Genomic DNA, 13,945 nt, shown 5'->3' with positions numbered 1-13,945 from the left:
AATAAAAATGACTAAATTACCTAATAAAATAGTTATTTATTTTTAAGAATATTAGTTGCCATATTTACCACAATATCAAAAGCGGTTTGGAAAGCTTGTGGTGTGGCTTTATTTTTGCCATACATATCATAAGCGGTACCATGATTAGCAGTAGCAATAGGAATAGGGATCCCACCTTGAACCGTAACTCCACGTTCAAAGCCAAGCAACTTAAGTGCTGTTGCAAATTGGTCATGATACATAGACAGCACCCCATGAATACCTAATCGTTGCACTTCCTTCATGGTTGTGTCGGCTGGGTATGGTCCATAAACATCAATGCCTCTTTCCTTAGCAATTTTAATGCCTGGTTTAATAATTGTGATTTCCTCATCACCAAATAAACCATTTTCACCACCATGAGGATTGAGTGCTTGCACAGCAATTTTAGGGTTTTCGACTCCGGCTTGTTTTAAGGTTTTATTTAGTAACTCAATACCATCAACTACACCTTCAATACTTAAGCTAGAAACAATATCTTTAAACGGAATATGAGAAGTTACTCGCCCCGCCCAAATATCATCAACCACATTAAGCTCGCACACAAAATCTTTAAAACCGGTTAATTCTGCAAACCAGTGCAATTCATCTCGGTATTTTAAGCCACCCATGTGCATTGCTTGTTTATTTAAAGGTGCAAAACAAATAGCTTGTGAATAGCCTTTTAATGTAAAATCCACTGCCTTTTGCAGTGTTTCTAACATATATTGTCCATTTTGGACGGTAGATTTACCATATTCTAATGGCAATGGATTAGTACATTTATGATCGATTAAAACCGGAACCCCTTCTTCAAATACTAAATTAGGTAACATTGCTTCTTTAATTTGCTTATAGGGGAATTTTAATTGGGCAATTTCCATCCCTTTAAGCAATTCCCTTTCGTCAGCAATGATAATAATATTTACTTTTTTTCTATTCTCATCTTTAGATAATACCTTAGCGACTAACTCAGGGCCAATACCAGCCGGATCACCTAAGACAAGAGAAATAGTTGGTTTTTTCATAATGATACCTTTTTATAATCAATTGAATAACGATATATTCATAACAACATATTTTTCATCACAACCTAAAATAAAGGCTAAATCACCCTTATAATTACTCTAATTATTTATTTTTAGAAGGCACAATTAACTGTCGGTCTGGGCGCATAAAGAAGGTTAATACAATCCCAACAATTAATAACGCAATTGAACCATAAAATGGCAAACTCCAATTACCAGTTTTATCGATAATAATACCAAAAATAATTGGCGAAATAATACCCGCAATCGCAGAACCAGCATTCATTAAGCCACTAGCCATACCCACATATTTCGGGGTAATGTCCATAGGTACTGCCCAAATAGGCCCAATAGTTAATTCTAAACAGAAGAAGGCAATACTAATACAAATTGTCATTACTAACATTGAATCAGATTGAGTAACTGGGATCAGTAATAATAAAGCACAAATAAAGCTAAAAATGATTACATTCCGGCGAGCAGTTACTAGATTATTGGTCATTTTTAATATCTTGTCACTGATCACCCCGCCCGCAGTATTGCCAACAACGCCAGACAAAAACACCCCGGTGGTAAATAGCGCCGAAGATTTAAGATCCATATTGCGACCATGCATAAAAAATGTAGGTAACCAAGTAAAAAATAACCAGCTAGTCCAACCATAGCAGAAGTACACCGCCATAGTCGGCCCCATACGTTTGAGTAGCGGGCCCCAAGGCGTAGGTTCTGCGTTTTTATTTCCTAATCCGGTTTTTTCAAAATGAGGAATACCTTCTAGTTCTTGCTCATTTACACCAGCTTCTCTTGGGTCATCTTTAAATTTAAAGAACCAAATGATAGCCCAAACTGCCGTAAAACCACCTAAAATCCAAAATGCTGAACGCCAAGAATGGAATGACACTAACAAAACAATAATTGGTGGTGTAATAGCATTACCTAAGCGTGAAAAAGAGTGAGTTAAACCTTGCACTAAACCTCTTTCACTCCTTTTAAACCAAAAGGTAATTGCTCTAGCTTGCGAAGGTAAAGCCACACCTTCACCAACACCTAACAGTAAACGGCACAAGAATAGCGACACAAACCCGCCCACAAAACCGGTTAAAACAGTTGCTGTAACCCAAGTAACCCCACAAATAAGAATCATTTTGCGAGCACCAATACGGTCAACAAACCAACCGCCAACAATTTGAAATATACAATAAGTATAAGCAAAAGCAGAAAATATCAGCCCTAACTCTGTATTACTCATTCCTAATTCTTGTTTTATTAAACCTCCTGTAGCAGCTAAATTAACTCTATCCACATACATCAAAAAAGACATAGCACAAAATAATGCTAATATTTTTACACGCTCTTTAATCATTAGTTATAGCCTCTTATTGTAAACTTCAAAGTTTATTAATTGTCTTATTAGTACTCACTAGTTAGGCACATCGTTTACTAATTAACCTAATAGTTATACAGACTGTTTCATTTGTTCTATTCATAAACTTTAGTTATGGCATTATAACAATTAATTTGTACTAATAACCTTGATCAGCATCACACTAATGACTATTTTCTAATGTTAACTAAGTTTTTATTAAAATTATGCTTATATTTACACAAACAAAAGTAATCATATTATTCTTTTGAACGGGTTGAATTAAATAGTAAGTGGAGGAATAAAAAATCGACCAAATTAAGTTGTTGCTTAAGATCCCCGTCAAGATGTTTCCTGAGAGGTATATGTTTCAGTATAAAAATCAGCCCTAAACCCAGCTTAAAAATAAAGCCAATGCCTTCATCTTTACTATTCTTTACAAATAAACTTAACAAAATAGTAGTTAAATTTTATCAAGGCGATATACTTTTAGCGTTGAGTGGTGCGGAGGTTAATTTTCGCGCACTCGAATGGAAAAAGTGTAAATAAAACATAAAATTACTTGACGGAATCTTCATCATGCCTTATACTGGAAGACACAAGACACAAGACACAAGCACTGGCAGCTTTACGTCCAAAATCTATCTCAGCACACTGTAGTTGACTCATTTCACCGAAGTGATAATTTAGTCCGCGATTTAATCCCCGATTTAGTACCGCACCGTCGGCAATCCAACTACCCAAATCAGCAGCAACGATTACCGCCATTATCACTAATTAAGCGCCAACCGCGTTTCGGTTCAAACTTAAAGCGTTGTTTAGCTTTAGTGCCGTGGCTATTGTTGCCGTATGCTGCTACTACCCAAGCGTTGTCCGCTACTACCGCCCAAGAAATCCATGGTACTGAGCCGTATTTAACCTTTGATAATGGGGCAACTAGGGTTACGACTACGGAGGGTCTGTTAGGTATTACTCTATCTGATGGCACTCGAATCACTCCGGCAATCAATACCTCAACCGCAACGAACCCAATTGTGCTACCTAGAGCAGGAGATACCTTAGCTAATGTACAGATGTTTGTACCAACCACCACTAACTCCATTGCCTTAAACGCTTTAATCGGTACACCCTATAATTATTGGGGCGATGATGATGGTGATGGTCAGGGTACTAATGGTATTACCGCTACCGGTAATTTAACTGTTACTATTACCGATAAAAATAACCAAGCAGTTAGTCGTAGTGCACCTTTAGATTTATGTAACGCCCCTTATAAAGTGGAATTAACCAGTACTTCTGGTAGTTTAACCACCCAGTATGGCGTTCCTAATAGCCGTAGTTTTAGCGGTAGTAATGTAATATACTATATCAATCCTAAAGCAACTCCGACTATTTTATCTGCCGATCCTGGCGGAACCGACCCGGCCCGAAACAGTCCTGCCAATATCTGGATCTCAGGTAAAGGCTTCTTAGTGCAATCAACTACACCATCTGGTTACCCTGGTTACTCTGGTAACTTTCCTACTACCGGTTTTAATAATGCCACTTTTAATTTAAACATATGTGGTGGCAGTGGTTTAACTTGGCCAACTGTTACCGAAGGTGGAATTACAGCTACCATGACGCCAGATACCAGTGGTAACTATGTGAAAGTGGTTCTCACCGGTCCGGAGCCAACGCAGTCGCAGCTTAATTCTACTTTACCAGGTACTTTATCTACACCTAATTTGCCAAAAACCTTCGAGTTAGTGGGTTATGATAGTAGTCATAGAAAAGTTGCAACATATGGTTTTGTATTAAGGCAGTGGTTTGTTAAAGGTAAATATGATACTATTGGTATCCAAGAACGATGGTGTCGTAGTTTAGGTGGGGGTTATCGTCTGACTAAAATAAAAGACATAACCAATGCACGTTGTGATTGCAGAGGTGCAGTGAATGCTACACCTGCCTCAGGAAAACGTTATTACAATAGAAACATTGGTGCGGGTTTACTTGCTGAATGGAGTACAGGGACCATGTTTGGCAATACCACTCAATACTGTAGGTTAAGTGATTCTGGAGATTATTATATAATAAAGATTAGAAATGGAGAAATTAGTCTTGGTGCCGGTGGGCCTTCAGGAGGAGTTAATGACAAATATTTAAGTTATTGCGCCTATCCTTAGTCCTTAGTCCTTAGTTCTTAGTCCTTAATCCTTAAGTCACGGGTGTTTAATAAGGGGTAATAAAGTTTAAGTAATAAAAGGACAGTTGCAGCGGCAGGGGCAACCCGAGCCGCTTTTTAAAATGCCAGCAATCAACGCTGGCATTTTTATGTTTGTTAAGATGTTTCCTGAGAGGGGTATGTTTCAGTATAAAAAATAGCTAATCAGTCACGCTGCCGCGTAGGCGTTAAGAGGGATTAATGTGAATCCCTCTTAACAATCTCCCCACACCCCGCGGGAAGTAGTGGTCACTGCGTGACTACCCTCACTCGCTAATTGGCACTTAACGAACCGCCGCGTATCGCACCTCCCTGTGCGCCCACGGCTCATCCGGCTTCCTGCCGGCTGTTCTATGCCAATTACCTCCCTCGGCACCACTTAAGCGGGGGGGTAAAAAACCAACAGCATTGAGCAACATCATTCCGCAATAGGCTAGGGTATTAAGTCATTTAGATGATAGGGTTTTTAGGTGTTAAATAGGCCGTTAGATGGTGCCGACAACTGAGAGCGGTTAGCACGGCAAACAGGGAGGTTTGCCGAGGGAGTGCTTTGTAGGAACAAATCACGACCGGTGCGTTAAGACCAAGCGAAGGCGGAGGGCAGTCGTAGACCACCATCTGCAGGCCCGCGTTTGGGTTGTAAGGGAATTTTCGCGTTAAAATTCCCTTACTCGAGCGTTAACTCCGCAATTAAAATAATCACCTAACCATAAAACGCTCGAAACCTAACGGATTTAATTATTAAAGCGCAATAATACCCGTTAAGATGTTTCCTGAGAGGTATACGTTTGCGTATAAAAATTGGCTAATAGCAACAGGTTGGCAACTGTAACAATTAAAAACGCCTGTTACAGTAACCGTTTGATGATTCTATCCACTTTGATCCTGCTCAAGCGTTTAATCAATTTATGCACCGGTTTAGGGTAAAATTGGCTGGCTTGAATTTGTTGGAAATGGGTGACCAAGGTGGTTTTTTGGCGAATGGTGCTCAGCTCTTGGGCGAATTTATCGCTGAGTTGCTGTTGTGGGTCATGAACTAAAATGCCATTTTCTAAGTCTAAGCGCCATGCCCTTGGGTTAAGATTATTACCGGTAATTAAAACCCATTGGTCGTCCACCCAAATGCCTTTAAGGTGATAGGTTTGTTCCTGATCTTTCCATAATCGAATAATCAGTTGTTGTCTATCAATATAGGGTTGTAACCTTTCAACAAATTTCCTTAAATTAATCTCATATAAGTATGGTAAACCACCGGAAATATTAAAAGGCTGATCTTCAGGAATATAAAAATCATTAGCCACTTTATCACCAATTATAATTTCCACTTGGCGGCCTTTACGCAGTAGGCGGATTATGTCGCGTACCAGAATATTAGGTAGATTAAAGTAAGGCGTACAAAAGACGACTTTATGTTGGGTCGAGTTAATCAGGTGGTGAATAATTTTATTCAACGGATTGTTGCGGCCTAAACCGGCAATTGGTGCAACCGACAAGGTGTTATTATCGGCTGTGCCGGTGTACTGATAACTGGCTTCCATTAAATGTTGGCGCAAGGCTTTGATTTCGGGTTTAATTTGTTTGCGGGTTTGGTGGTTCGCCACATCTAACCGCTGTAAACCGGCATAAGGCAAAAAGTTGTGATCAACATAAGCTACCATGCTGTCGGCTAGGGCAGGGTTGGTAATAAAGTGATAGCGATCATAGCGGTAACTATCGAGTTTATGCAGGTAAACATTATTAATGCTAGCACCACTATAAATGACGGTATCGTCAATAATATAGCCTTTAAGGTGCAACACCCCAAGGATTTCCCGGCGGTTTACCGGCACCCCATAGATAGGAATATCAATATCCGGGTGTTGTTGTTTTAATTGATAATAGTAAAGCGCATTAGTTTGTGCTTCATGTTCACCAATGCGGCCGCGTTGGGCGCGGTGCCAATCAACAAAGATCTTAATGTCTAGGTTAGGGCGTTGTTGTTTGATTTGGTAAAGCAGGTCGAGCATTTCTTGCCCGGCTTCGTCACGTTCTAAATAAAGGGCGACAATATAAATGCGCCGTTGGGCTTGACGGAGTTGTTCGAGGATAGCCAAGCGGTAGCTTTTAGGATCGTAGGCAATATGGTATTGATCGGCGTTTTGTTGAATTTTAGTTAATTCATCAAGATGTTTTTGATGATTATATTTTATAAATGGTATTCGCATAATTCATTTAGTTTGTAACTAGCGTAAGTTGTAGAATAACATAATTTACGCCAGAAAATAACATTCCTTTTTGCAAAATCCGCTTAGCTTGGCGCTACCATAAATAGCCAAAATAGCCATGATGTGCTGGCAAACTATAATTTGTTAATGCCAACGGTAACCAGCTTAAGCTTGTTCGTTAATCCATTTTTGGAATAATTTATAGGCAAGGGCAAGTACTACTGGCCCTATAAATAACCCCATTAAACCAAAACTCAGCACCCCACCAATCACACCAAAAAGAATAAGTAAGAAGGGTAAATCAGCGCCTTTTTTAATTAAATAAGCCCGCATTACACTATCAAGGGTGGTTAATATAATTGCCACCACAATTAAAATAATGCCCGATAAAGTGTGTCCATCCCAAAATTGCCAGATTATGCAACCCAACATCACGATCACTGGTCCAATTTGTGCCACACAGCAGACGAATAAGACTAAAGTTAAAATCCCGGGGAACGGCATATTAGTCAACACAAAACTAATGCCACCAATTAGTGCTAGTGTAATGGCGGTAACCACTACCCCTAGGGCCACCGCGCGGATGGATTGACCAGCTAAGGTAACGGTGTCTGCGCCGTATTGTTTGGATAAACGATTGGCGAATAAGTAAAGATCGCGAGTAATGCGTTCGCCTTTTAAAAACAGTAGTAGACTAAAAACAATCATCACGCCAGCATGGAAAATGAAAATACTAATATTGGTGACTTGTTCTAATAACCAACCAATCATCGTGCCAATATAAGGTTGAATAGTGTTAACTAAGTCCGAACCATCGGTTTGAATTAAATCCAACCATTTTTGGTGCAACTCGTCACCAAACATCGGGATGCTATTTAACCAATCCAAAGTTGGCAATTCACGGTGCGAAAGGGTTCTAGCCCATTCAATTAAATAGTGGCCATTTTGCGCAATGCTACTAATAATCAGAATAAATGGAATTACACACACCACCGCTAAGATTAATGCCATAACCAGCAGTGACAACCAGCGCTTATTAAACAATTTGTGTTGGATCTTGATCATTAACGGCCAAGTAGCAATAACCACCATCACCGCCCAGAAGAACCCAAAGATAAAAACTTCCACCACGCGGTAAGTGATAACAATCAGTAAACCTATTAGCAGTAGATTTAGAATTAATTTTAGTAAATCGTAAGTGTTTTTTTCGGCTGGCATTTTGGCACCGTAATAATTAAATTTATTGTTAATATTATACCCATTTACGCTTAAAAAGCATATTATGTTGTCAGCATTGTATTTAATAGTAATGGAGGCAAAAAAATGAAAAAGTTAATGTTATTAGTGTTAATGGCCGCGGCATTAACCGCATGTGCAAAATCTAGCAACTTACCTCAGACTAACCAAAATGCTAACGACACCGCACCATTCCCTAAAGCGGAAGCAGGTTATACGCGTTATGCCATTCATTTGCCCGTGTTAACTGATGAAGCTAATGCGCGGGTAGAAGTGTTAATTGGTAAAGAGATGAATGTTGATTGTAATAGCCAGCTGTTGGCCGGTGTGGTTAAACAACAAGAGTTAACCGGTTGGGGTTACAACTATTATGTGGTTGAAAGCAACAAAAATGCCACTATTTCAACATTAATGGCCTGCCCGGGGAATGCCACTAAAACTCAATTTGTTACTATTGGTCATAACTTAGGTTTATTGAATTATAACAGTCGGTTGCCAATAGTGTTTTATGTACCTAATGACTTAACCGTTAAATACCGAGTTTGGCAAGCTGATGCTAAAATTTTGCAAGCTAATGCCGAATAAAATTAACTAAATTAGTAGTTAATTGGTGATTAATTAAGGCTTGAATGGCTAAAATGTGACCATTCAGGCCTGAAACTTATGATATTTGATTTTTTATGTGGACATATTAAAAAAAAAAGGTATTTTATCCCACGTAATCCAAGGTCGACTTAATTCGGTCATTAATTTTTTTTGACGCTGGCTGGCCTGATTACCTCGGTTTCGCCAATTGATTTATAACAAATGATTGGTAAAATTTGGGGGTTCATTGTGTCTTTGCAATGGGCTTGTGTCTAACATGTAATATCCCTAACTAGAGGAGAAGTGGTGAGCATGTTTACTCAACGTAAAACTATTCTTTCAATCGTAGCTGGTGTTTCACTAGCACTTTCACAATCTGCAATAGCCAAAGACCGTGTGGTTCATTTTTATAATTGGGCCGGGCAAATTGGTTCGCAAACTATCACTGATTTTGAAAAATCAACCGGCATTAAACTGGTTTATGATGTTTATGATTCAAATGAAGCACTTGAAGGTAAACTAATGGCCGGTAATTCTGGTTTTGATGTGGTTTCACCGTCAGATAGTTTCCTAGCCAGGCAGATTAAAGCCGGTATTTATTTACCATTAGATAAAAGTAAGTTACCAAATTGGAAAAATCTTGATCCCAATTTAATGAAATTAATGGCAACGCACGATCCTGACAACAAATATGCCATTCCTTATGTATGGATGACTACAGGTATTGGTTATAACATTGATAAAGTCAAAGAACGTTTAGGAGCGGATGCGCCAGTAGATAGCTGGGATTTAGTATTTAAACCGGAAAATATGGATAAACTTAAAGATTGCGGCGTAGCATTTTTAGATGCGCCGACCGAAATTTTTGCCAGTGCTTTACAATATTTAGGTAAAGATCCCAACAGTAACGATGCTAAAGATTATACAGGTGCTGCTTACGATTTGTTAGAAAAAGTTAGACCGGATATCCGTTATTTCCATTCTTCACAATACATCACTGATTTAGCTAATGGTGATATTTGTGTGATCTTAGGTTGGTCAGGTGATATTTTACAATCACGCGATCGCGCTAATGAAGCTAAGAATGGCGTACACATCGGTTATCAAATCCCTAAAGAAGGTGCCTTGGTATTTTTCGATACCTTTGCCATTCCAAAGGATTCCGCTAATGTTGATGAAGCACATGAGTTCTTAAATTTTGTTATGAAGCCAGAAATTGCCGCGCAAGTAACTAATGATGTTAACTTTGCGAGTGCCAATAAAGAAGCTAATGACAAATTTGTTAAACCAGAAGTGAAAAACGATCCGGCGGTTTACCCAAAACCAGAAGTGATGGAAAAATTATTCACTCTAAAAGTTAAAGATCCAAAACTTGAACGAGTGATCACCCGTACATGGACAAAACTTAAAACTGGTAAATAAGTGATTTATTAAATTCAGAGTTATTTACTCGCTTAATTATAGACGGAGGGATTGATTTAATCTTTCCGTCTCGTTTTTTTTGGCTTGTTGTTATGAGGAAAAAAGAGTGAACAATAAAACAACAATTCAGGTACAGCCTAAAAAAAAGATGATAACTCCATTACTGGAGATCAAAAATTTAACTAAAGTTTTTAATGACGATTATTATGCCGTTGATGATGTTAATCTCACTATTTATACCGGTGAAATTTTTGCATTATTAGGGGCGTCAGGCAGTGGTAAATCAACACTGTTGCGAATGCTGGCAGGTTTTGAACAACCTACTTCCGGGCAGATTATTTTAGATGGTAAGGACATGTCACAAGTGCCACCTTATAATCGCCCAATTAATATGATGTTTCAATCGTATGCTTTATTTCCTCACATGACGGTTGAGCAAAATATTGCTTTTGGTTTAAAACAAGACAAGTTAAACCATAACGAAATTAAACAGCGCGTAGAAGAAATGTTAGCCTTAGTGCATATGGAACAATTTGGTAAACGCAAACCGCACCAATTGTCCGGTGGTCAAAGGCAGCGTGTAGCCTTAGCTAGAAGTTTAGCTAAACGGCCAAAATTATTATTACTCGATGAACCAATGGGTGCCCTTGATAAGCAACTGCGCGACCGTATGCAGCTCGAAGTGGTGAGCATTTTAGAACAAGTGGGTGCCACTTGTGTAATGGTTACGCATGACCAAGAAGAAGCCATGACCATGGCCGGGCGTATCGCCATTATGAATAAAGGGCAATTTGTGCAAATTGGTGAGCCGGAAGAAATTTATGAACACCCGAATAGCCGTTATAGTGCCGAGTTTATTGGTTCGGTTAATATCTTTGACGGTATATTGCAAGAAACATTAGAAGACGGCTTAATTATTGGCTGCCCAATGATTAAACACCCATTGAAAGTGGATTATGATTCACCAGCGGTTGAAGGCGTGCCGTTCAAAGTTGCCTTACGCCCGGAAAAAATCAAACTATGTGACGAAATCCCGGAAGAAGGTTATAACTTTGCCGTGGGCGAAGTCGTGGAAATTGCCTACCTAGGTGATCTGTCAATTTATCACGTTAAGTTACATAGTGGGCAAATTATTATTGCGCAGTTACAAAACGAGCACCGCTACCGTAAAGGAATGCCGACTTGGGGTGATAGTGTGAATCTGTCTTGGGAAATAGATAGTTGTGTGGTTCTTACTGAATAAACCGAAGAGGATATAGTGATGCGATCCATTTTATTGGGTTTATTTTTAAATGCCTTGGTGTTGCTCAATGTCTATTGGCGTTTTTTAACCACCGGTGCATTTGACAATCTATTTTTAGATGCGTTATTTACTGCCATGACACTGAGTTTCTTGTTGTCATGCTTGGGCGCATATTTAACTTATTATAAGCCATCTAAATTTGCTTATCGGCTAATTATTGCGGGCAGTATATTATTTATTCCAGTTGGCTTGGTGGCCATTTATTACGCCTTTAAACAATTGCGTAAACAACCAAGCAATTCTGATTTAATGACGCTCTATGGGCGATTAATTGTAATAGCCATTCCTTACTTATGGATGTTGTTATTATTCTTATTGCCATTTTTAATCGTGTTTCGGATCAGTTTTTCGGAAATGGTGGCCGCAGTCCCACCTTATACTGACTTATTAAGCTATGATGATGGTTTGCTCAATATTGCCTTAAATTTTGGTAACTACGTCAATCTAGTTAGCGACACCATTTATATTGATTCTTATTTACAATCATTAAAGGTAGCCGCTATTTCCACATTATTGTGCATTATGATTGGTTACCCATTGGCGTGGGCGATTTCGCAATGTAAACCATCCACCCGCAATATTTTATTATTGTTGATTATTTTGCCATCATGGACTTCATTCCTGATCCGGGTTTATGCTTGGATTGGCATATTGAATCCTAATGGTCTATTAAACAACTTTTTAGCATGGTTAGGCTTAATCGATATTGAGCATCCACTGATCATCATGAAAACCTATTTAGCGGTTTACATTGGGATTGTGTATTCCTACTTACCTTTTGTGGTATTACCTATTTATACTTCACTCAGTAAAGTAGATACCACTTTAATCGAGGCAAGTTTAGATTTAGGTTGTAAACCGATTAAGACCTTTTTCAAAATTATTGTGCCGTTAACTAAAAATGGCGTTATTGCCGGTGGTATGCTGGTGTTTATTCCGGCGGTAGGGGAATATGTGATCCCAGAGCTATTAGGGCCTTCAGAAGGGATCATGATCGGAACGCAGTTATGGACAGAATTCTTTAATAACCACGATTGGCCTGCCGCCTCAGCCGTTGCCACCGTGATGTTATTAATCTTGATTGTGCCGATTTATTATTTCAATAAGTTCCAAAATCGACAATTGGGGGGTAAGTAGATGAATAATTTACCAATTATTATGCGATCCGCCTTAATCGTATTTATCTCCTCGTTGTTAGGCTCTATGCTATTAACGATGTTGATTTCTGCTTCCGGATTAGCATTACTCGCCAGTAGTAGCTTTTACGTTGGCTGTTTAATCTTTAGTTTAATCGTCACCGCGATTATCACTTTGGCGCTAATGTGTAATTGTTTGAAAGGGCTAATTTTATTGGTAGTGTTTGCCTTTTTATATGTGCCCATGGTTATTTTGATTATTTACTCGTTTAATAGCTCAAAATTGGTTACTGTGTGGGCGGAATTTTCTACCAAGTGGTATTTTGAATTGGTTCACAACGAAACGCTACTTAAAGCCGTCGGGCTCAGTTTGTCGATTGCTGCCGGTGCTGCCACGTTCTCGCTCATTTTAGGCACGCTAGCGTCTTATGCGATTATTCGTTTTAGGCGCTTCCGTGGTTCTAATTTGTTTTCATTTATGACCACGGCGCCATTAGTTATGCCGGACGTAATTACCGGTTTAGCTTTATTATTGCTGTTTGTGGGCATGGGGCAAGTATTAGGTTGGCCAAAAGATCGTGGTGCATTAACTATTTGGATGGCGCATGCAACTTTTTGTACCGCGTACGTTACCGTAGTGATTAGTGCCCGTTTGCGTGAATTGGACAAATCAATTGAAGAAGCTGCCCTCGATTTAGGGGCAAACCCATTAAAAGTCTTCTTCATTATTACACTACCAATGATCGCGCCGGCCTTAGTTTCGGGTTGGTTACTGGCGTTTACCCTGTCGTTGGACGATGTGGTCATCGCCAACTTTGTTACCGGACCGGGTGCCATGACCTTACCAAAACTGATATTTTCAAAAGTGCGTTTAGGGGTCGATCCGCAAGTAAATGCGCTAGCTACAATCATATTATTGATCGTTGCAATTATTGGCTTTGTTTCATGGCTGCTAATGCGCCGCGCCGAACGCCGCCGCCTGCGTGAAATACGCATGCGTTAAGTATTTATATTTAACCGCTGTAAAAAATGCCAGCCATCGTGCTGGCATTTTTATGCTTGTTAAGATGTTTCCTGATAGGGGGGGTATGTTTGAGTATAAAAATTGGCTAATCAGTCACGCTGCCGCGTAGGCGTTAAGAGGGATTGGTGTGAATCCCTGTTAACAATCTCCCCACGCCCCGCGGCAAGTAAAAACCAAACCATTTCACAATAGTCTTGGTTTTTAGGTGTTAAATTGGCCGTTAGATGGTGCCGACGACTGAGGGCGGTTAGCACGGCAAACAGGGAAGTTTGCCGAGGGAGTGCTTTGTAGGAACAAATCACGACCGGTGCGTTAAGACCAAGCAAAGGCGGAGGGCAGTCGTAGACCACCTTCTGCAGGCCTGCGTTTGGGTTGTAAGGGAATTTTCGCGTTAAAATTCCCTTACTCGAGCGTCAGCACCGT

11 protein-coding genes are annotated in these 13,945 nt (G+C 39.6%); 6 read left to right on the top strand and 5 right to left on the bottom strand.

All coding sequences use genetic code 11. The annotated features are described in order from the left end of the window. Positions 1 to 32: 32 nt before the first annotated feature. From A9G13_RS02785 to A9G13_RS02775, 3 genes are all read right to left on the bottom strand, one after another. The gene (locus A9G13_RS02785) at positions 33 to 1,046 is read right to left on the bottom strand and encodes a 4-hydroxythreonine-4-phosphate dehydrogenase PdxA (RefSeq protein WP_065556092.1); all 1,014 of its coding nucleotides are present in this window, start codon (positions 1,044 to 1,046) and stop codon (positions 33 to 35) included. Between the two features lie 103 nt (positions 1,047 to 1,149). Further along, a complete protein-coding gene (locus A9G13_RS02780; RefSeq protein WP_065556091.1) occupies positions 1,150 to 2,409 on the bottom strand; it encodes an MFS transporter in 1,260 nt (419 codons plus the stop codon). Between the two features lie 558 nt (positions 2,410 to 2,967). After that, entirely contained in the window at positions 2,968 to 3,177 is a 210-nt protein-coding gene (locus A9G13_RS02775; protein WP_176701937.1) for a hypothetical protein, read from the bottom strand. A 59-nt stretch (positions 3,178 to 3,236) separates the two neighbouring features. Between A9G13_RS02775 and A9G13_RS02770 the strand changes: the two genes are divergently transcribed. Further along, a complete protein-coding gene (locus tag A9G13_RS02770) occupies positions 3,237 to 4,574 on the top strand; it encodes a hypothetical protein (RefSeq protein ID WP_141670851.1) in 1,338 nt (445 codons plus the stop codon). Between the two features lie 886 nt (positions 4,575 to 5,460). Here A9G13_RS02770 and pssA read toward each other — a convergent pair. Together pssA and ydiK are read right to left on the bottom strand one after the other, a co-directional pair. After that, positions 5,461 to 6,816: a CDP-diacylglycerol--serine O-phosphatidyltransferase gene (gene pssA, locus A9G13_RS02765; protein WP_065556088.1), complete on the bottom strand. Its 1,356-nt coding sequence runs from the start codon at positions 6,814 to 6,816 to the stop codon at positions 5,461 to 5,463. Positions 6,817 to 6,981: 165 nt separating this feature from the next. Continuing rightward, positions 6,982 to 8,034, bottom strand: coding sequence for an AI-2E family transporter YdiK (gene ydiK / locus A9G13_RS02760; RefSeq protein WP_065556087.1), 1,053 nt, complete (start codon positions 8,032 to 8,034; stop codon positions 6,982 to 6,984). A gap of 105 nt (positions 8,035 to 8,139) precedes the next feature. Here ydiK and eco point away from each other — a divergent pair, with 105 nt between their 5' ends. The 5 genes from eco (at position 8,140) to A9G13_RS02735 (ending at position 13,501) form a co-directional block, all read left to right on the top strand. Next, on the top strand, positions 8,140 to 8,637 hold the full coding sequence (gene eco, locus A9G13_RS02755; RefSeq protein ID WP_065556086.1) for a serine protease inhibitor ecotin: 498 nt from the start codon (positions 8,140 to 8,142) through the stop codon (positions 8,635 to 8,637). A 312-nt stretch (positions 8,638 to 8,949) separates the two neighbouring features. Next, positions 8,950 to 10,059: an extracellular solute-binding protein gene (locus tag A9G13_RS02750; RefSeq protein WP_065556085.1), complete on the top strand. Its 1,110-nt coding sequence runs from the start codon at positions 8,950 to 8,952 to the stop codon at positions 10,057 to 10,059. Between the two features lie 148 nt (positions 10,060 to 10,207). Continuing rightward, positions 10,208 to 11,302 (top strand): putrescine ABC transporter ATP-binding subunit PotG, encoded by a 1,095-nt coding sequence (gene potG, locus A9G13_RS02745; RefSeq protein ID WP_065556373.1) that lies wholly within the window; start codon positions 10,208 to 10,210, stop codon positions 11,300 to 11,302. Between the two features lie 18 nt (positions 11,303 to 11,320). Then, positions 11,321 to 12,499, top strand: coding sequence for an ABC transporter permease subunit (locus A9G13_RS02740; protein ID WP_255306491.1), 1,179 nt, complete (start codon positions 11,321 to 11,323; stop codon positions 12,497 to 12,499). 183 nt (positions 12,500 to 12,682) lie between these two features. After that, positions 12,683 to 13,501, top strand: coding sequence for an ABC transporter permease subunit (locus A9G13_RS02735; RefSeq protein ID WP_442902788.1), 819 nt, complete (start codon positions 12,683 to 12,685; stop codon positions 13,499 to 13,501). Positions 13,502 to 13,945: the final 444 nt, after the last annotated feature.

The sequence above is a fragment of the Gilliamella sp. wkB178 genome, assembly GCF_001690705.1.
GTDB classification, from domain to species: Bacteria; Pseudomonadota; Gammaproteobacteria; order Enterobacterales; family Orbaceae; genus Gilliamella; species Gilliamella apicola_K.
The sequence above is the reverse complement of the archived record's forward strand: the minus strand, read 5'-3'. Positions and strand labels throughout refer to the sequence as shown.